This window comes from Candidatus Hydrogenedentota bacterium, assembly GCA_012523015.1.
In the GTDB taxonomy this organism is placed as follows: domain Bacteria; phylum Hydrogenedentota; class Hydrogenedentia; order Hydrogenedentales; family CAITNO01; genus JAAYBJ01.
Genome location: JAAYJI010000180.1, coordinates 1 through 20,180 on the forward strand (window position 1 = coordinate 1; position 20,180 = coordinate 20,180).

Annotated in this window: 17 protein-coding genes; 12 read left to right on the top strand and 5 right to left on the bottom strand. The window is 45.7% G+C overall.

Features of this window, described 5'->3' with window-relative positions:
- The coding region (locus tag GX117_07900; GenBank protein ID NLO33262.1) for a radical SAM protein at nt 1-539 on the bottom strand (539 nt) is incomplete at its 3' end.
- 203 nt (nt 540-742) lie between these two features.
- Here GX117_07900 and GX117_07905 point away from each other — a divergent pair.
- From GX117_07905 to GX117_07925, 5 genes are all read left to right on the top strand, one after another.
- Nucleotides 743-907, top strand: coding sequence for a hypothetical protein (locus tag GX117_07905; protein ID NLO33263.1), 165 nt, complete (start codon nt 743-745; stop codon nt 905-907).
- Complete coding sequence (locus tag GX117_07910) at nt 908-1,966, top strand: radical SAM protein (GenBank protein NLO33264.1); 1,059 nt, start codon at nt 908-910, stop codon at nt 1,964-1,966.
- 132 nt (nt 1,967-2,098) lie between these two features.
- A complete protein-coding gene (locus GX117_07915; GenBank protein ID NLO33265.1) occupies nt 2,099-3,016 on the top strand; it encodes a tyrosine recombinase XerC in 918 nt (305 codons plus the stop codon).
- Between the two features lie 222 nt (nt 3,017-3,238).
- Nucleotides 3,239-3,895 carry an ATP-binding cassette domain-containing protein gene (locus GX117_07920; protein NLO33266.1) on the top strand — a complete coding sequence of 219 codons (657 nt, stop codon included), beginning with the start codon at nt 3,239-3,241 and terminating at the stop codon, nt 3,893-3,895.
- Nucleotides 3,892-4,689 carry an ABC transporter permease gene (locus GX117_07925; protein ID NLO33267.1) on the top strand — a complete coding sequence of 266 codons (798 nt, stop codon included), beginning with the start codon at nt 3,892-3,894 and terminating at the stop codon, nt 4,687-4,689. Before GX117_07920 ends, GX117_07925 begins: the two co-directional genes overlap by 4 nt.
- Nucleotides 4,690-4,839: 150 nt before the next feature.
- Here GX117_07925 and GX117_07930 read toward each other — a convergent pair whose 3' ends face one another.
- A complete protein-coding gene (locus tag GX117_07930; GenBank protein NLO33268.1) occupies nt 4,840-6,600 on the bottom strand; it encodes a hypothetical protein in 1,761 nt (586 codons plus the stop codon).
- Nucleotides 6,601-6,926: 326 nt separating this feature from the next.
- Here GX117_07930 and GX117_07935 point away from each other — a divergent pair, with 326 nt between their 5' ends.
- A complete protein-coding gene (locus GX117_07935) occupies nt 6,927-7,337 on the top strand; it encodes a hypothetical protein (protein ID NLO33269.1) in 411 nt (136 codons plus the stop codon).
- Between the two features lie 173 nt (nt 7,338-7,510).
- Nucleotides 7,511-9,730, top strand: coding sequence for a tetratricopeptide repeat protein (locus tag GX117_07940; protein NLO33270.1), 2,220 nt, complete (start codon nt 7,511-7,513; stop codon nt 9,728-9,730).
- Here the strand turns inward: GX117_07940 and GX117_07945 are convergent.
- From GX117_07945 to GX117_07955, 3 genes are all read right to left on the bottom strand, one after another.
- Entirely contained in the window at nt 9,717-10,799 is a 1,083-nt protein-coding gene (locus GX117_07945; GenBank protein NLO33271.1) for a flippase-like domain-containing protein, read from the bottom strand. The two genes, GX117_07940 and GX117_07945, sit on opposite strands and share 14 nt — an antisense overlap.
- 91 nt (nt 10,800-10,890) lie before the next feature.
- Nucleotides 10,891-12,429 carry a YifB family Mg chelatase-like AAA ATPase gene (locus GX117_07950; protein NLO33272.1) on the bottom strand — a complete coding sequence of 513 codons (1,539 nt, stop codon included), beginning with the start codon at nt 12,427-12,429 and terminating at the stop codon, nt 10,891-10,893.
- A 253-nt stretch (nt 12,430-12,682) separates the two neighbouring features.
- Entirely contained in the window at nt 12,683-13,582 is a 900-nt protein-coding gene (locus GX117_07955; GenBank protein ID NLO33273.1) for a histidinol-phosphatase, read from the bottom strand.
- Nucleotides 13,583-13,698: 116 nt separating this feature from the next.
- On the opposite strand from GX117_07955, the gene GX117_07960 reads away from it, so the two are divergent.
- The 5 genes from GX117_07960 to GX117_07980 form a co-directional block, all read left to right on the top strand.
- A complete protein-coding gene (locus GX117_07960) occupies nt 13,699-14,571 on the top strand; it encodes an SMP-30/gluconolactonase/LRE family protein (protein NLO33274.1) in 873 nt (290 codons plus the stop codon).
- 110 nt (nt 14,572-14,681) lie between these two features.
- Entirely contained in the window at nt 14,682-15,779 is a 1,098-nt protein-coding gene (gene ilvC, locus GX117_07965) for a ketol-acid reductoisomerase (protein NLO33275.1), read from the top strand.
- A gap of 210 nt (nt 15,780-15,989) precedes the next feature.
- Complete coding sequence (locus tag GX117_07970; GenBank protein ID NLO33276.1) at nt 15,990-16,880, top strand: Stp1/IreP family PP2C-type Ser/Thr phosphatase; 891 nt, start codon at nt 15,990-15,992, stop codon at nt 16,878-16,880.
- A 198-nt stretch (nt 16,881-17,078) separates the two neighbouring features.
- A complete protein-coding gene (locus tag GX117_07975) occupies nt 17,079-19,391 on the top strand; it encodes a hypothetical protein (protein ID NLO33277.1) in 2,313 nt (770 codons plus the stop codon).
- A 643-nt stretch (nt 19,392-20,034) separates the two neighbouring features.
- On the top strand, nt 20,035-20,180 hold a 146-nt coding region (locus GX117_07980; protein ID NLO33278.1), incomplete at its 3' end, for a hypothetical protein.

Genomic DNA, 20,180 nt, shown 5'->3' on the forward strand with positions numbered 1-20,180 from the left:
GTCAAGACCATATTAATTTGCAGCTTCGGTAAAGGGGAACGGCGTTCTTTCTTTAACTGATGCAGCCATCCCAAACGGGTCACCGTTTTATCGAAGGCCTTTTCAAAGCGTATAGCATCATTAATTGCAGCAGTGGGTCCATCCACACTAACCGTGATATAGTCCAGCCCGATGTTGAGAAGTTTTTCCCAGTCTTCTTTTGATAAGGTGGTTCCGTTTGTTTGGAGATGTACTTCCATACCACCGGCTTTGGCTTTCGAACAAAGATCCATGATCAAATCACGGCGTAATGTCGGTTCTCCGCCGCCGCCAATATTGAGGTATCGCACGCCCATAGCAGCAGCTTCATCCAGCAGCCGAAGCCATCGTTCATCGGGTAACTCGTCAAAGAGCACGCCGGCAGTATCGCCCTCCCAGCTTCGCGCACAAATAGCGCAGCGCAGATTACACCGATGGGTCGGACAAATCATCAGTTCATAGGGAGGCGATTGTATTCCTTGCTGCCAATTTACAATGCGTTGTGCCATAATCGGTTGCATGAGCTATTCCTGATTTCCTTTTTTCAATTGATTGTCCTATTATACAAGTGTATCCTGAAGAAAAGAAAAGCTTTTTTAAGGAGATGTGAGAACTTTCTAGCCTTTGTTCTTCAGGAAGATCTTTTGCTAGACTTATTTTCCCATAATTTTCCTATCAATTGTGTCTGATGATCTTTTGTTTATAGGCTTAGAAAAAACATCCCATGGAAATTAATAACGCTTTAGATCGAATGCATCGGTGGTTGGAGAATCCGGCACTGCCGCCCGGTCCCGAACGGGTCAGCTTATTCCTTACCAATAAATGCAATCTTAACTGCCGTCATTGCTGGCGCCACTGGGCTGATTGGGATCGCAGTTTCCGGTCATAATTGCCTGATGAACGGTGGCTGCGTCTCGTTGATGAGGGCGCCGAAATGGATATCCGCCATTGGATCTTTTTAGGAGGCGGCGAACCCTTGGTGCGGCACAAATTAATAAGTTCCATGTTGGAAAAAATGGCGCACTATGGTATGACCAGCTGGATTCACACGAACGGTACGCTCTTTACCCCGCCCATGATGGACAATCTGATGGGCAAGGGCGTTCAAGAAATTATATTTAGTATTGATGGCGCCGATGCGCAAAGCAATGATGCTATCCGAGGCTCCGGTTTCGATAAAGCCATTGCCAATATGCGTTATCTTGCACAACGAAAAAAAGAGACGGGGCTCACGTCGCCCACGCTTCTTCTCAACGCTACCTTAACCAATGTATCCTACAATCAACTTGACCGTTTTGTTGAGCTTGCCGCATCTATTGAACCGGGAGTAGTCATTTTCTTGTCCGGGCTCATTGTCGATAATGAGGCAACGGAGCAACTCGCATTAAATGAAGAACAAAAAGCACAGCTCCCTGAACTGGTAAATAAGGCACTGGAGCGCGCCAAAACCTTAGACGTGTTTACGAATTTTGACCGTTTTCTTCATGAGCAGCCTCTTGAAGATACGGGAGAAATACATTGTGCCGCTTCTTCCGTTGCAGGAAAAGGACTTGCAGGAGCGTTTTGTTATGAGCCTTGGTTAAGTGCCGCCATTATGCCCAATGGACAATTGGGACCCTGCTGCGCTTTTTACGACTCAGAAGCATTATCTATCCGTGATCATTCTTTTCGTGAAGTTTGGACGGGAGCTTATATGGAAGGGGTGCGCCGCAGCATGTTCAACGGCGAGCTGCCCTGCTACTGTCAACGTTGTCCTTCCAATCTCTTTATTGACAAGGAAAATATAAGGATCCCCTTGTCATCACAATTGAACAAAGAGGCCATGTCCTCCATGGCACGATTTCGGGCAACATTTCAGGCAGCGACCGCAACCTTCAAAGCTGGAGGGATGACCTCCCTCTTTCAAAAATCACTTCAATGGTTTAATTTCCATTTTAGAAAGAAATGAAGAGACGTGTTTCCTTTTATAGCATCAGTCTAGATCCCCAATGATCTACTTTTGATAGCAGCACCAATGAATCCATAGACCAATTTCACCTTCCCATGAAAAGAAAACCGAAGACCTATGTCCTCTATAGACATGATGCATTATTTTAATTACTTGCGCGTGGAGCGAAATTTCTCACCCCACACTTTACGCGCCTATACCAACGACCTCGCTATGTTTTGCGATTTTATGGAAAATGGCGTTCTTGCTTTTCAGCGCGACAGCGAAGACCTCCGGCCATCGGCAACTTTCACCACACTCCGCCGGGCGGGTAAACAGGAAATCCGCGCCTTTCTGGCGCATCTCCAGACTTCAGGCAGTACCTCGCGGACAGCGGCGCGGAAATTAGCCGCCCTTCGTTCCGCCTTCTCTTATTTCCAGCGTATGGGAAAAATCCCAACAAATCCCACAGAAGGACTGCGCTCAGGACGGATGACAAAATCATTGCCTGACGTGTTGTCCATCCCTGAGGTGACCCAACTCCTTGAAGCGCCCGATACTAAAACGCCTTTAGATAAACGTGATCGTGCGCTCCTTGAGGTTTTATATTCTTGCGGGCTCCGTGCCGCTGAATTGGCGGGACTTGTCCTAACCGATATTTTCGCAACACAACAAACGCTGCGTGTTTTAGGAAAACGAAAAAAAGAACGTATCGTACCTATAGGTTCGTATGCCCTGGCAGCCCTTGATGAATACCTTTTTTGCCGCAATCAATTGGGAGCCCCCGACCATAACGTCGTATTTGTGAATCACCGCGGCGGTCCGCTCACAACGCGCAGTATCCAGCGTGTTGTAGAGCGCTATGTATTGCTGACCCTCCCCCATCGCTCCGATGTATCACCCCATACCTTGCGCCACACTTGCGCCACCCACCATTTAGACGCCGGCGCAGATTTGCGTGTTGTCCAGGAAATTTTAGGACATGAAAGTCTCTCAAGCACGCAGATTTATACCCACGTCAGCATTGAACGATTGAAACAGGTCTACCGTGACGCCCATCCCCACGCCTAAGGTGCCTTATGCTTTGCAAAGAAAAGGGTAGAGCAACGTCTCGAGAAGCCGATGTAGGTATCCTTACAACGGATCGGATTTTCTCGATCATTGGTAGACAGCCCATTTCTTCTTCCGCTTCTCTCCAAGTCTCTCGCAAAGCTTTTTATCCGTGACTGGTATATACTTGTATAAACTCAATCGATTACAACCGACATATGCACAGCGATTAAAAAAGCTCTCATGAAACAAGACGAAATTTTATGTATACGAAATCTCAGCGTTCAACTGAGTACGGCGTCTTTATTTGATGCCCTTTCTCTTCAGTTGAACCGGCGCGATAAATTGACGATTACCGGCCCTTCAGGTTCCGGTAAATCTACCCTCCTCCGATGCATCTTGGGCTTTGTTCCATTTGCAGGTGAAATAAGTGTTCAAGGAGTCGCTGTCAATGGGCGAAAGATTTGGGGACTCAGACCGCAGCTTGCTTATGTTGCCCAAGAACCGGAACTCGGTGAGGGACGGGTCAGAGAGATACTTATGCGCCCTTTTTCTTTTCAAGCCAATCAACATCTAAGATTTTGCGAAGAGGAAGCGTCTCAGTTATTGGAGCGCTTCAACTTGTCTGATTCTTTCTTAGATCAGGAAATTACCAGTCTTTCCGGAGGCGAAAAGCAGCGCATCGCCTTGATAGCGGCCTTATTGTTGAAACGACCGATTTTGCTGTTAGATGAAGCTGCCTCGGCGCTGGATGCCACGACCAAACTGCTGATCCGTGATTATCTGGCTGATCAAAAAGATCTCGCTATTTTGTCCGTGTCGCACGATATCCATCATTTCGTTTTTGATAATCCCATTTACCGATTGGCCGACGGTTCATTAAAAAGGGAGCAACAGTGACTACGGTAGAAATCTCTTCAGGCCAACTCATCGCCGGTTATGGTTTGCTGCTCTTTCCGATAGTGATTTTTTTGTGGCATAGTGTACCCTTATTAAGTTCGACTTTCACCAGTGTCCTGCGCATGACCGTACAGCTGTTATTTATCGGCTTCTATCTCGAGTATTTATTTTTATGGAATAATATTTGGTTAAACGCTGCATGGATAGCCGTCATGGTTTTGGTTGCCGACGCCTCGATTGTAAAGGGATGCGGGCTGCGCTTACGATTATATTGGTTTCCCCTCGCGCTGGCACTGTCTGTGGGCGTGTTGATTCCCCTTTTTTTTCTGGTCTTGATGATCATTCGTCCTGCCCCCTTATTTGACGCGCGATATGTGGTACCTATCGCAGGCATGATTTTAGGAAATTGCTTGCGCGCGGACATTGTTGGTATCCACGGCTTTTATAACGCGCTGCGCAAAAACGAGAAGGTTTATTTTCATAGCCTCTCCTGTGGGGCACGTCTGCGCGAAGCCATTCACCCATTCCTGCGTGAGGCGCTGAACGCGGCACTTGCGCCGACCATAGCCACCATGGCAACCATGGGAGTTGTATCTTTGCCGGGCATGATGACCGGCGTAATTCTAGGAGGCGCTGATCCCGTTACGGCGATCAAATATCAAATCGCCATTATGCTAGCCATATTTTCCGGTACGGCTATTACAGTAACTGTTGGTATTTATTTGACCTTGCCCATTAGCTTCACCGCTTTCGGCATCTTGAAGCACGAAATCTTTGCCGCTAACAACAGATAAATTCATGGGTATACAAGGTGTTGGGAGTATCTTCTTAAGGTTGGTAATCGGCACAGAAAGTCTTTCTCAAAGCTTTATTTGAAGCTGAAGACTAGTAATGGAAAAACATTCGCTCAAGCATTACTGCTCTGCCCCAAGTGTCGTTCTTTTTCAAGCATCGCCCTGTGAAGTAGAACGGTAGCGGCGCAATTCTTCTCGTGCTTTTTCAAGTTCGTCAAGTACATCCGCATATTGGCGTGCCAAATTTGCCTTGGTGCCATTGGCTATTTCATGGTCATACATTTCTTGCAGCATATCGGCACGCTTACGCTCTTCGACAACTTTTTGTTCTAATTCGGCGAGTTCTTCCGGCGACAAAGAATCAGCAAGTGTCTTTTCCAACTGCGCCACTTTTTCAGTCAGTGTATTAATTTGCGCTAAAGATTGTTCGTGCTCGGCTTGCTGTTTCTCACCGGCCAAACGCGCCTCTTCTTTTTCTTTTAACAGGGTCTCCTGCGCAAGAGTGACTTGGCTTCGTTCTTCTTCAGTCCGTGTCAATTTCGATTGAAGGTCTTCTAAATCCGCAGATTTTTGTGCCACTTCTTCTTGAAGAGTCCGCAAAGCGACATTCTCTTTTTCTTCTTTCTCGCGTAGTTTCTCCTCAAATTGCTTGGACATTTCTTCAAGGCGAAGATTCTCTTCCTCTAAGCGTTTTTCAATAGCTTCCTTTTCTGTCTGTACTGCAGTCAGGGCTTCTTTTTGCTGCGCCAGTTCTTGTTGCAAAGCACCGGTCTGCTCTTCCAGAAGACTGCTCTTCTCGCCAATTGAATTTAATTGTCCAATTTGAACCTTAAAACTTTCCAGCTCCGCCGCTAATGATGCCGTTTCTTGATGGCGTTCCTGTGCTTCTTCCATGAGTATTTTTATTTTTTGTTCGGCTTCTTCGCGTTTCGTTCTTTCATCAGCGGCAGCCTTTTCCGCAGCTGTTATCTGTGCAGACATTCCTTCGGCTTTATCTAGATGTTCAGAAATTTCTGTCTCAAAAGCCTTTATCTGTGTTTCAAGAGCGGCATTGGCAGATGTCCATTCTGCCTGACCAGCCGCCGATTGTTCTTCTTCTAAACGGTGTACTTGATTTTGGAGTTCTCTATTCGCTATTTCTGTTTTTTGGAAAAGATTTTGCTGCTCTTTTAATTCTAAGCTAAGGACTTCAATCTTTTCATTGAGACGCGCAAGATCACCGGCATTTGTTCCCACTTGATCTAAGGCTTCTTGTGCGCGATTTTCATGAAATTGCAAGAGTTTGTTTTTCTCTTCAAGCTGTTCTTCCAATGCCTGCTTCTGCGCATTCGTCGCCTCGGTCACACCCATTTTTAATTCAAATTTACGTCTCAATTCTGAAAAGCGTTTTTCCGATTGTTGAAATGCCAGATTTTTACGATCCAACTGGATTTCAAAATCGGCAACCTTCTGTGAAGCTACGGCTTTTTCAGAAGCAATATTTTCTATTTTTTCCTGCAACCGAAGAATCCGGCGCCGCGCTACATTAATAGTGTCATTTCGTTTTTCTAGATTCTGTTCCAGTTCTTTTATATAACGCTTCAAATTGGCATCAGGCACTTTTTGATCAAGTTGATCAATCTCTTCAATTCGCTCTTGTGCTTTGACCAAAGCTTTACTACTGGCAGAATCCCCGTCTTCCAAAGCTCCCGATTCTTTGATTGCCCCTTGAAGGTTTTCCAAGAAAACTTTATATTCAGGAATCTCGGTCACACTATCGATATAAGTTCCGGATATAGTCAACAGTTCGGATCTGAGTTGTTCAATCGAACTATCAATCTGTGCCTGTAACTTTTCTTCTTTACTTTTCAAGATAGCTTTAAATTCGTCAAGCGATTTTTGGAGATCCTCGTTTTTTTCTATTTCTGCCATGCCCATGAATCCTATTGTAAGTAACGAAAGCTATAGGAGTAACTGACTATTATCTCAGGAAATAAAATATTTACATTGTAAATAAAACTGCAAAACTTACCGCATTTTATAGTACCATAATATGTTTTTAAGTACAAGTAACCATGAAAATTTTTATTCCGGATTATTCGGTAAAAGATGAGAATCATGCGTTACACAAAATTCAGCAAGCAAAAATAGATAATGTGGAGAACATGGCCTTCCGATATAGCGTGTTGTTATAGAACCAAGATTGTTGATATAAAGGTAGGGTTAAAAAATATTTAACCTACCAGGAGAATCAAGATATGGCAAAAAAAACCTTTGCTTGTGTTATAAATTGTATGGATGGAAGAACACAGGAACCGGTGATCCAATATTTGAAAGAAAAACTGGGCGTCACGTACATTGATTCTGTAACAGAACCGGGGCCTGCGCTCCATCTTGCAGAACAAAACAGCCCATGGGTAGAAAATATCAAAGCCTGTTGTGACGTCTCTGTGATGAAACATAAGAGCCGCACCATTGCCTTAGTAGGACACCACGATTGTGCGGGTAATCCTGTTCCTAAAAAAACACAATTGGAGCAATTGAAAAAGGGAATTGCCTTGTTACGCTCTTGGTATCCGGAACTTACAATTTACGGTCTTTGGATAGATCGCACGTGGACTGTGTACGAGGTCTTGAGCGATTTAAACCCATCTCCTAAAAAAGGATGAACTCCAATTTTGCTTCCGTCATTCTAAAATATTCGACTTGCTCTTAAACAATCTTTCCTGTTGATGTGCATTACAAAACCTTATGGGTTCTACCTGAAAGATCTTTTGCTCTACTCCTTTCAAAGTGTGGACTTTCAATCGAAAAGGACACTGTTTCCGGTCACTGAAAAATAATGACAATTTCTTTCTTCCAACGACACCGGCAGTCTCTTTTATTGGGCGCCATTCTATTACTGGGATTGACGCTGCGCCTGGCCTATTTGTATTTTAATATGCAGGCTCCGGATTTTGAATCCCCCATTTTAGATCCTCAGCTAAATGACTATTGGGCGCGTGCCCTTATTTCCGGCGACTGGACACCGCCGCCTCATGCCGAGAACCCACATATAGCGGAAACGCCTTACGGCAGACCGCCCGCCTATCCTTGGTTATTAGCAGGTATCTATTTTCTTTTCCGGAACAGCTATCTCGCGCCGCGCTGTATCCAAATCCTTGTTGGATTAGTAACCATACTTTTGGTATTTCTTTTAGGAAAAAAAATCTTTACCCCCAAGGTGGGGATCATCGCCGCTTTTTTCATGGCTGTTTTTTGGTCTCCTATTTATTTCGAAGGAGAATTAAACTCCCCTCCTTGGGAAGTGCTGGTCATGCTCAGTATTGCAGTCTTACTGCTGCACTGGACATCTACTTCTTCACGCTATGCTTTGGGCAGCGCTGCTCTCTTTTTAGGATTGGGAATCTTGATGCGGCCCAATTTGCTGCTGCCCGGCCTTATTCTGTTGCTATGGATATTTTTCTATTCCTTGAGCAAAAGCAAGAAAATAATCCACGCCTGCCGTCAAATACTTCTTTTTTTCGTTGTCTCAGCAGCCATCATTAGCCCCGTTATAATTCGTAATTATTATGTTGCCCATGAATTTATATTTGTTTCTTATTATGGCGGTATTAATGCCTACATCGGCAACAATCCCGATTCGCCGGGAACAGAAGCGAAAGTTCCCGATCTCTATGAAATCTCCGGTGTAGAAAAATGGAATTGTTTTAACTATCCCGGCATCGTGAAAGGTCTCGGTCTTTCCTTGGGCGAAAAGAATTTTGGATTTTCTGAGGCGTCTCATTATTTCTATAGACGGGCAATACAATTTTGGTGGGAACATCCTTTTGAAGCGCTAAAGCTCAGCTTAAAAAAGGCAGGATTGTTTTGGGGACCCTATGAAATCTCGGACAGCAAGGTGGTTCATTATGAACGAAGCCGTTCGCCAGTACTGGCTCATTTGCCCCGATTCTCCCATCTGTTGATATTTATAATAACGGGACTGGCTGCTTGGTTTCTTTTCAGGCAAGAAAGACCACCGCGTAGCCGGGGGAAGGTACTACTGATACTCCTCTTTGCCGCCGGCTATTTTCTGTCCATTCTCCCATTTTTTATAACGGAAAGATATCGCTTTCCCATAATTCCGCTTCTCTTGCCTTTTGCCGGATATGCCGTCGTATGGGGGATGGGGCTCGTGCTTCAACCTTCCTTCAAAAAACTTGCTGCCTTAGGCGCTATTTTTGTATTTGCTTTTGTCACTGCCTTTTATTCTCCCCTCACCTACACACCGAATCTCTCCACATGGCATCTTCATCGAGGCATCGCTTTTGCCGCACGGGGCAACCCAAAGGCGGCGCAAGAATCCTTTCTCTCTGCCATTTCGGCAAAACCGGATAATGATGAATCCTATGTGCAGCTCGGCTATTTATCTGTCAATGCGGGCGAAATTGAAGAGGCCATGGAATACTACAGAGAGGCGCTAAAAATTAATCCCGTAAATTTTCTTGCAGCCAACAATCTAGGCTATGAATATTTTCTTCAAGGCAACTATCAAGAGGCGGAACGACTCTATCGCATCGCCATTTCCCGGCAACCTTTTTTTACACTCACCCTTAACAACCTCGGGAACACCCTGCTTGCTATGGGTGAGGCGTCCGGTGCCTTAGCGTCTTTTGAAAAGGCCTTGTCTATTAATCCTAAAGATCCTCATGCAAGATACAATATTGCTAATGTCTATCTACAAATGAGAGACTTTAATAAGGCCATTGAAAGCTATGAACGAGCCTTTGAAGACCAACCCTTTAATCCCGATATAGCGAATAATTGCGGGCTGGCTTTTTCCGAATCCGGTCAGTTAGAGGAAGCCATAGGTTGGCTCAACACAGCCCTTTCTCTAGATCCGAGCTACGCCTTGGCGCATCTAAATTTGGGGAAGATCTACGAAGACTTAGGCCAATTGAGCACGGCTTGTCATCATTTTGAAGCGGTGTTAAACACATGGCCCGATCATGAAGAAGCGCGGCAACACGTTGAAGCTATTTGTGTGAAGAAAGAAGATCGCAGTGCTAGGACGGATTAGAATCCTCTTCAGAACCTGCAGCGACAATCGCCTCACCTTTGCGGCTTAATTCACCCAGTTCGATGCGTTCGAAGAAAAGGCAAATAACTCCGATAATAAGAATGGGAATTAAATTATAGAGATGGGCAACGATTGCCACGGCGCGCGCCGTGTTGAGGTTGATCTCAGGCGAAACCAGAATAAGTCCTCCCACAATGCCTGCGTGGAAAGGACCAATAAATCCGGGCGGACCGGGGATACTAATGAGGATGGAAAGGACCGATAGCACGACAAAAGGAGCATACCACGGCAGATCAATGCCGAAAGCCTTATACATCGCCATCTGAGATAAGGCAAAGGTGCCCCACAGCAACAACGATATGCCCCCTGATTTTGCCAGATTCCCATAGGAGGTCAATATCTGCATACCTGCGGTAAAGTTCACTACGATTTTGTGGACGAAGTTTGCCAGTTTCTTTGACACGAGACCAAGAATTTTATCGGAAAGAGAAAGTATCAGTTCTTTCTTTGCAAAGAGAATCATCAGCATCAGCACACCGATAATCACGGCAAAGGTCAAGGTATAGACCATTTTACGCAGCATATCTTTGGAAATAGGATCGGCGTAGAGATTACGAAACTCTTCAGGCAAATAAACATCTTGTTGTGGATAAAAGAAAAACAGCGTTAGGATAAAAACGGCGGCAAGGCCGAAGAGATCGGTAAGACGATCAAGGGCTACATAAGCCATTGTTTGGGGGAAAGGAATCTTCTGGCTTCGACTCAATGCCAAAGCGCGAATGACTTCACCGATGCGTGCGGGCAAAACAAAATTACCCAAAAAACCGATTTGTGTGGCGCTGAATAGACGCCAAAAAGGAACCGGTGTAACAGGGTTCACAATGTATGACCAACGCCATATACGGACAACAAAACCGAGCAGTATAACGAATAAGCCAACTAGGAGCCACCGACTATCTGCGTTTTTAAAGGCTGCCCAGACATCGCCCCATTGTGTATCTCGAAACAAAAACCACATGAGAAAAAGGCCAATGAGCAAACCTACGATTACTTGTATTTTCTTTTTCATGAGTCAGGGTAAAACCTTTGTGTCCCTATAAGCGTGAAGCATGTTGGAGTTGGGAGAAGGAAATTGTTCATACCGCCGCTGACAGGGCGTTTTAGCTTGACCAAAATTGTTTATCCAGAGATCGGTATTGGATCGCCTCGGCGATATGGTGTTCCACGATGTTTTCACTTTCTTCTAAATCCGCTATGGTACGCGCGACCCGAAGCACCTTGTCATGAGCACGTGCACTCAATCCCATTTTTACAACGGCTGTTTCTAACAATGCCAAAGCGGAAGTATTTAACTTGCAATGTCGTCTCATTATGGACGACTCCAGATAGGCGTTCCAACAATGGGCACTATTCGAACGTGCCTTTTGCCGCTCACGTGCTTCCAGAACGCTGGCCCGCACTTCTTCGCTCTTCGGTCCCGATGCCGTCTCATCATGGAGCTCATCAAAACGCAGCGCAGGCACATCCACGTGAATATCAATGCGATCCAACAAAGGCCCTGAAATGCGGGCGAGATAACGTTGCACCTCTGCTTCAGAACATCGACAAGCCTTTTGCGGATGCGTACGGCAACCGCAAGGACAAGGATTCATCGCGACAACAAGCATGAAACGGCTGGGAAAGGTAATGGAATAACTGGCACGCCGAATATGAATCATGCTCTCTTCAAGAGGTTGACGCAACACTTCAAGCGCGGAACGGGTAAACTCCGGCAGCTCATCCAAGAAAAGGACGCCGTTGTGGGCAAGACTCACCTCGCCGGGGATGGGCATGGTAGCGCCGCCGCCTGTTATAGATACCGTTGTTGACGTGTGGTGCGGACTTCGAAAGGGACGGTTTAAAATAAGGGAGCGTTTCGTTCCGGTAAGAGGCGCCACACTATAAATACGCGTCGTTTCCAAAGCCTCTTCAAAGGTCAATTCCGGTAAAATTCCGGGCAGCCGTGAAGCCAGCATCGTCTTACCCGTACCGGGCGGCCCAATCATCAGAATGTTGTGGGCTCCCGCGGCGGCAACGGTAAGGGCGCGCTTCACATGGTTCTGCCCTTTGACATCAAGCAAATCCGGGATCTTGCCGCGCGATTGTTTCGCCACCTCGCTAATATCAGTTTCAAAGGGGATAATATCTTCTGTACCCTGAAAAAAAGCTTGGGCAGCATTCAGGTTTTCAACGGGAATCACCTCAACGCCGGAAACAACGCCCGCTTCTTCCACATTCTGTTCGGGAAGCACAATACCACGCAACCCTTGGTTGCGCGCAGCTATAGCCATAGCCAATGCGCCGTTAACAGGACGGATCGAACCGTCCAGCGCCAGTTCGCCGGCAACAAGAAACTCCTCTATTCGTGTACCATCCAGTTGATTGCTGGCGCCTAAGACGCCTAAAGCTATGGGCAGATCTAAGGCGCTTCCTTGCTTGCGCATATCAGCAGGCGCAAGGTTGACGACGGTGTTGCCGCCCGGAAAACGAAATCCGGAATTACGTACGGCAGAAATAACCCTGTCTTCACTTTCTTTCACCGCCGTATCGGGTAATCCCACGACTTTATAACGAAACAATCCCGGGCGTGCGTCCACTTCAATTGACACCGGATACGCATCAATTCCAAGGACAGCACATGATTTGATATGAGCTAGCAAGCAATGCTCCCTTCATCTCGGTGCAGATACCACATTTATCGCAAGGAAAAGCTAATTCCATGCTGAAGGATACAAGATTGGTAATTATACAAAGTTCTACCTACAACTATTCATCTTATGTAGCGGTCATTATGTACAATTTCGATCTCAAAATTAAATTATGCTTCCTGTTGCGTTCCACTATGTGCAACTATACTCTTTTATGCGCTCTATATTTCGGAAAAACTGAGCGGTCTTCCGGCTCTTTACTTCCTCAATCGCATAAAGGAATTTGCAGGCGTATAAGTTCTTCCTTTTCACGACTCAAACAGGTGATGGTGTCCACCCCTGCTTTGAGCAGGAACAAACGCGCCTCTTCTATTCCCGCGCCTACATGGGCCACGGCATGGCTGTCATCTCCGAAACAAAAAGGGATCCCCATATCCTGTGCTAGACCAAGAAGTGTTGATGACGGATAAGGGCCGCCCAAGGCTTTTCGAATTCCCGAAGTGTTGACATCAAGAATGCAATCGTAGCTGCGTATAACTTCCAAGGCATGAGAAGCCGCTTCTATGATGCGCGGTGAATGGGGATTTTCCGATTGAGGAAAAATACAACGGATAAGATCAAAATGACCAATTACATCGGGGTGCAATTGCGGTACCATCTCAGCCAGTGTTTCGTAATAGCGGAGAGCTATATTTTCATAGCTGCCATATCGCTTTAAAATTTGCTGAACATATTCCGGTTTATAATCAAAAATGAGATCGTCAATATAATGTACCGACCCGACAATATAATCAAAATTTAATTGTTGTTGGTAGGAAAGCATGATCTCTTTATAGCGACCAGGCGGACAGACCTCGATTTCAAAACCTTTTAACACTTCCAATCGATTAGCGTATTGTTTTTGAAACATATCAAGAGTTCTTGCATACGCAGAAAATAAAGCATTTAAGGTGTCGACAGTCCACCCCATCTCCACCTCTTCATCATAAAGATATTTGGATTCCATACGGGGGGCATGTTCGGTGACACCAAAAATCCGATACCCTTGATCAACCGCTGCATCCAAGATTTCTTCCAGATGATTCTTGGCATGATCACAAAAAGGATAACTGTGACCGCCGTGAAGCGAAACTTTCCAAGGGACTGCTATAGTGTTGTTTTTCACGATCCTCTCCTCAGGGACTTTCTATTTCAAGACTTTTCATGATATCATTTCAAATGAAAGAAGCGGAAATGCCGATAGCGGATTCGAAATAATGCGCTCTATAGGTACTATCTAAAATGACTCTAATTTCCTTATTAACATGCCTAGCGGTCGGCGCTGCAGAATCGCTTGTGTCCGGTCCTGTTGAACTGGTCTGTGATAACTTTCAGTTTACTGAAGGACCGCTCTACCTGCGTGACGACAAACTTATTTTCAGTGATATCCCGGCTGATACCATCTTCACCGCTTACCGAGAAATTTACCGCAAACCTAGTGGACAGTCTAATGGTTTGACCCTGGATTCTAAAAATCGACTCATCTGTTGTGAACATAAAACACGGCGGGTGACGCGGACAGAAGAAGACGGTTCCATTACTGTCCTTGCAGAAAAATATCAAAACAAAAGATTGAATAGTCCCAATGATGTCGTTGTCCATTCAAGCGGCACAATCTATTTCACCGATCCGCCTTACGGCTTGCCGGGAGGCCTGCAAAATCCTGAATGTGAATTAGGCTTTAGTGGTGTTTATAAAATTGATCTATCCGGAAATCTTGTGCTTCTCGACAAAGAATTAGTTACACCCAATGGTCTCGCCTTTTCACCTGACGAAAACAATATCTATATTGCAGATACCCAAAATAAAGTCCTTTTTCGGTATGATGTTGTAGAAGAGGGCAACCTCGCCAACAAAACAACTTTTTGTTCGCTGCCCGGACCGGACGGTTTAAAAGTAGATAACGACGGTAATGTTTGGTCTACCGCTTCCGATGGCCTACGCATCTACAATCCATCGGGAGAACTAATCGAAACAGTCGCTTTTCCGGAGGTTCCGGCAAACTGCGCTTTTGGCGCTGCGGACAGTAAGACGCTTTTTGTTACAGCCAGAAAAAGTGTGTATAAAATACAGACGCTCGTTGTCGGAATACAGCCTGCCGGCAACCGAAAATAAAGCCCAAATGAGGGCTTGTTTGCATGATGCGGGCTTTACCCCGTAAAATAGCACGTTAATGTTCGTTCTTTGCGTATAAGACGCATACCAAAACAAGCAAGGAGAATAAAATGGAAATGGATTTCGGTGGTGTTATGGAAGAGGTGATAACACGCAAAGAGTTTCCCATGTCGAAAGCAAAAAGAATTCTAAAAAATGAAACTATTGCGGTTATCGGTTATGGTGTACAGGGCCCGGCGCAAAGCTTGAATATGCGTGACAACGGTTTCAATGTCATTGTTGGTCAGGCCAAAGAATTTAAGAAAGACTGGGATCGTGCGGTCAAGGATGGATGGAAGCCCGGCGAAACACTCTTCAGTATTGAAGAAGCTTGCGAACGGGGTACGATCATCCAATTGCTCATTAGCGATGGCGCACAAAAGAAACTGTGGCCGACCATTAAAAAATATTTGCGTGAGGGCGATGCGCTCTACTTCTCTCACGGCTTCAGCATCACCTACAAAGAACACACGAAAGTCGTTCCGCCGGAAAATGTGGACGTAATTATGGTTGCCCCCAAAGGGTCAGGAACCTCTGTACGCAGGAACTTCCTCAATGGCGCCGGAATTAATTCAAGCTTCGCCGTAGCGCAAGACTTTACCGGAAAAGCTCAAGACCGTGTGCTTGCCATTGGTATCGCCGTTGGTTCCGGCTATCTGTTCCCCACGACTTTCGAAAAGGAAGTGTATAGCGACCTTACAGGCGAACGGGGCGTACTCATGGGCGCTCTGGCCGGGATTATGGAGGCACAATATGACGTACTGCGCGCCAACGGTCATAGCCCCAGCGAAGCCTTTAATGAAACGGTGGAAGAACTTACCCAAAGCCTTATACGACTTGTCGATGAAAACGGTATGGATTGGATGTACATGAATACCTCCGCTACCGCTCAACGGGGCGCCTTAGATTGGAAACCCAAATTCAAGAAAGCGACCTTACCGCTGTTTAAAGAACTGTACAAGCGTGTGAAAAACGGAGAAGAATGCAAACGCGTTCTCAGGACCACCGGAAACAAGGGCTACCAAGAAAAATTACAAGCAGAACTGAATGTCATCCAAAACTCTGAAATGTGGAAAGCCGGAGCGGCGTCCCGTTCATTGCGTCCTAAAGTTCCTGTAGGCAAACGTATCGTTTCGAATGTCGGTATTAAAGGACGTTCCAGCAACTAATTGATAATCGCTTTTCGTCTCCCCGCAAACACTCAATGCGGGGAGGCGATTCGCCAAACATTCTTTCAATGCTCCCTATGAAACGCACCCTAAGGGCTCCTAGAGGCCGGGTAGCTCAGATTCATTACAGCGTTATCACCAAACGTAAAAAACTCTTGTATGTACACTAGAGTCCTTGAAAAGCAGATTTGCGTGGAACATCAACAGCCAGTGGATTTACGTAGACCACAGGACAGGCAAAATCTTCAGGTGTCGTGTAAAGGTAATTTTTTAACTGCCATCATGACGACCGATGTGGGGCGTAAACGGGATAACAACGAAGATTCGTGTGTTATCCATGTGCCTGCCGATGAAATGCTATTAGATTCGCGAGGTCTCTTTTTTGGTGTTGCCGATGGTATGGGTGGAGCAAGTGCCGGGGAATATGCAAGCTGTAAAGCGCTCGAATACAGTTGCAAGAGTTACTATGATAAGAATATCCATGCTTTGGTACCGGCCGCTTTACGGAAGGCTGTAGAAACAGCAAATCTCTTCCTTTATAAAGAATCCGAACGAGTCGCCGAATATTCCGGCATGGGCACCACTTTAAGCGCTCTGGCTATACTGGGGAATTGGGGATACATCGCACAAATAGGCGACAGCAGAGTCTATCTGCAGCGTAAAGGTAAACAAATACAGCAAATTACGGATGATCATTCTTTGGTCGCCGAACAAGTCAAAAGCGGTTTAATCGACAAAGAAGAAGCAAACAACCATTCCCTAAAAAATCTCATCACACGGGCAGTTGGTATTGGCGAAGAAATCGACGTAGATTTATTCGCTGTCAATCTGCAAAAAGAAGATACGCTTCTCATTTGTTCTGATGGCTTGTGCAATATGGTCGAAGATGAAGATCTGGACAACTATATGCATAGCGACACCGTCGAGGAGGCAGCAGAAAAAATGCTTCAACATGCCTTGGATGCCGGTGGAACGGATAACATTACCTTTACGCTCATTCGCGTGCATGACACCCCGCCTATAACCAATTATCAACAGGGGGCGAAAGTGTATCCTGCCGGCAAAAGAGGATTCTTTTCCCGTCTTTTCAGACGCGGATAAAGACATTCACGAAGATTTAAACTTCTTGCGTCCCTGCATGGCTTTCTCTCGTCTGCAGTTTTTCTGCCTACTCCACACATTGCGGCAAAATCTCAGCTTATACCAAGATAAGAGTGCGGTGTGCCCTCTGCAAAGGAATCTCGGTATAATGAAGCTGTTCCATTAACATACAACGCAGAGGGATCAGAAGATACAATCATGAAACCGCAAAAGCGTAGTCTACGGCATTTCTCCATCGAATTTATGTGTAGCCTTTCCATTGTGATTGTTTCGTTGTGTCTCTATCTTCAAGTCATTCAACAACGCGAAGATCCTTTGGAACATCCTGCCTTATTACAGACCAATATGTTTTATCCCGCTGTGTTCTTTGCAGCAGGGCGAGGGCTGGGAACAGCGGATATCAGCAAAGTGCCGGGGCTGGAAGATTTCATCTACAAACGGAGCATGGACTTTGATGTTAACAACATAGCGGCCGATCTCGAGGTGGTTCCTTTAAATTCTGTTTTCGAATCAAGCCATTTGTATTTATTATATGGACTGGGATGGTGCTGGCGTCTATTTGGTGTATCAGCTTGGGTCGCCGCGTTATACGTTGGAATCATGTGCGCTTTTTGTTCCCTGGCACTTTACGGAATATTGAGACTCGTTTTAGGCAGAACATCCAGTTTTTTGGGAACCTTAGTCATAGCCTCCTCTCCCCTTTTGATAAACGGAGCTATAGAAATCAGAGATCTGGGGAAGGTGCCCTTTATCCTCGGTTTTCTCTTTGCATCGGCATGGTTGCTTAAAACCAAACATTCATCACGGGCGCTTTTATCTGCTGCGGCACTCTTAGGATTGTTTCTTGGTGTGGGTTTGGGTTTTCGTCAAGACCTTTTGGTTTGTTTGCCCATAGCAATAGCTATCTTTTTAGTGCTCGTAAAATTAGACAACAAAAAAACCATAGTTCCGCGCATCATGGCAACCTGCTTATTTTTAGTGTGTTTTGTTGTTGCTGCGGCTCCCATCATCAAGGCTATTGCTCTTGAAGGCGGTCAAGCCTCTTTACACGGTTTTCTCCACGGGATCAGTCCGGAATCTGAGGGGCGCTTCGATTTCGGCGGCGCTGCTTATGACAGTCTCCTATCTGTTGATCCCGCAAATTTTGCTATCGTATCTGCCTACGCACAACGCTCCGGAAATACAACCTCCATGGTTAATAAATACAGTTCGGAATATTTGCGCCTTCAGGGAGACAAAACAGCGCCATTGCTCCGAGATCCCTATATTTATTTTACCGGTTCCGAATATGGCAAATGGGCGAATAAAGTCATTATGGAATATTTAAAACTATTTCCGGCCGATATTGTCTCACGGGCGTGGCGCGCTGTTTTTTCTACCCAATTGATTCCTCTAAAGATGTACGATATTATGAAGGAATCTTTTCCTAATCCCCCGGCTTGGATGCAAGCCTTGCTCCTCCTCCATCGCCATCTAGCACGTCATTTGACACAATTCGGGCTATTCTACTTAGTCTGTATTGGCTTAGCTTTGAGTTTGCGCCACCCCTTCAATGCTGTCTGCCTATTCGCTTTTTACGCTTGGTTTGCCGGATATCCCAGCATATGGTACGAGATTCGACATCTCTTTTTCTTAGGCTTTTTCCCCTATCTTGCCATGATTATTTTTTGGATTGGTCTCATTCAATTGTTGATCCATTGCTATACGAAAGAACGACGGCGTCGGCTAGTTACCCTTTATTTTGAAAAGGGCTTGTGGAAAAAGTCGCTCCTCAATGGCGCCGCTTTTATAACGGTTGCAGCGCTGGCCATTCTCCTCCCAACAGGCTTGTTGCGCTTGTGGCAAATACATCAGGTACAAGGCTTCGCCCAAAGCTTGACAGCGGAAGCTTTAGAACCGATTTCTGTGGAGCAACGTATCACTGACGGACAATTGTTCTTGGCACCCATGCAAAAGCTGCCCGGTCTCCTTGACGCTGATTCACTGCCTGCGGGAGAAACTGCTTGGGAATATGTTGCCGTGCAAATAAATACAAAGGGCGCAGATATTCCGCTCACGATTCATTACGACAAAACACATATAATCTACGATTTGAGCCAAGACATCGGTATCAGAGGGATTAAGGATAACGGAGAAGGGACACTTACGCTTTTCTTTCCTATTTACGAGACCTTCATGAATTATGGCGACGAATTAATGCCATCCGAAATCCTTAAAAACTTTCCCGCCTTTAAGAATATGATTCAAGATGTTCGACCTATTGCTGAGCAGGATTGGTGGAAAAGAGGAAAGTTTGTAGGGATTTCATTCCCTGAACAATATGCCGTTTCATTCCAAGGTTTTTTCCGACTTCCCAATCCGCGGCACATGAAGTTGTTGCCAATTTTCCAAGTACCCGAAGATCCAAGATTCTTGCGAAGCTATAAGACCGGTCCTTGGGAGCGATATCTGCGGCATCTCCCCTCTCTATGGCCGGATTACCAAAAATCTCCTTGGAAAGTCACCGATTAAGACCCATCGATTCTACCCTTTTCCCTTTGCACAGATTTAATCGCCGTCGACACCGGTCTTATTCCTACAATTTATGACTCCATACCGCCATAGTCCATAGCTTCAAACAAGGTTTCTTTCGTGGTGAAGCATGGTGAAGTATGGTGGAGATCGCTTTATGGTGCTCCACCACGATTTCGGCTTGATAATAAAGGACGAAACGCAAAGTGGTGGAACATGGTAGATATAGTCGGGACTCCCCCCTCCTTATATATATATAATCTTACTTATTTCTATTTCTCACGTGTAAGGATAGAAAAATGCTCCACCATGCTCCACCACTATGAGAAATACCCCTGATAATATTGGGTGAAAGCATGGTGGAGATAAAAAAGTGTTGCTCCACCATGCTCCACCATGCCCCACCACTTTTTAGGCAAATTCCCCCCCCATGGGCGCTTTCAACGGGTAAGCCCCTGTCTTTGAGGGAATGTATGGTCTCAAAAGTCTATTGTGTTTTCGTTCCCGGCACGCTTGTTTGGGCTGAAGTCTATACAATATCATGTTGTGGTGTTGGAGATCGTCAGCGGCTTGCCTGATATTAGCGTTGAGGGCTACAATGACCTCCACCGCTACCCATAAATGCATACTATGGAGATCTACGATGGTTCCGTTGCGGATGCTGTTAGTTGTTGGGAGTCTTCTCGTTGCTGCCTCTGTCCATGCCGATGATTTAGAAAGCCTGTTTCATAATCCGCCTGATAGTACCAAGCCCCGGTGTTACTGGTATTGGATGGACGGTCATATCAC

Coding starts and splice junctions, on each gene's coding strand:
- GX117_07940 (NLO33270.1), top strand. CDS start 7,511: ATGACAATTTCTTTCTTCCAACGACACCGGCAGTCTCTTTTATTGGGC.
- GX117_07920 (NLO33266.1), top strand. CDS start 3,239: ATGAAACAAGACGAAATTTTATGTATACGAAATCTCAGCGTTCAACTG.
- GX117_07915 (NLO33265.1), top strand. CDS start 2,099: ATGATGCATTATTTTAATTACTTGCGCGTGGAGCGAAATTTCTCACCC.
- GX117_07945 (NLO33271.1), bottom strand. CDS start 10,799: ATGAAAAAGAAAATACAAGTAATCGTAGGTTTGCTCATTGGCCTTTTT.
- GX117_07935 (NLO33269.1), top strand. CDS start 6,927: ATGGCAAAAAAAACCTTTGCTTGTGTTATAAATTGTATGGATGGAAGA.
- GX117_07905 (NLO33263.1), top strand. CDS start 743: ATGGAAATTAATAACGCTTTAGATCGAATGCATCGGTGGTTGGAGAAT.
- GX117_07930 (NLO33268.1), bottom strand. CDS start 6,600: ATGGCAGAAATAGAAAAAAACGAGGATCTCCAAAAATCGCTTGACGAA.
- GX117_07975 (NLO33277.1), top strand. CDS start 17,079: ATGAAACCGCAAAAGCGTAGTCTACGGCATTTCTCCATCGAATTTATG.
- ilvC (NLO33275.1), top strand. CDS start 14,682: ATGGAAATGGATTTCGGTGGTGTTATGGAAGAGGTGATAACACGCAAA.
- GX117_07960 (NLO33274.1), top strand. CDS start 13,699: ATGACTCTAATTTCCTTATTAACATGCCTAGCGGTCGGCGCTGCAGAA.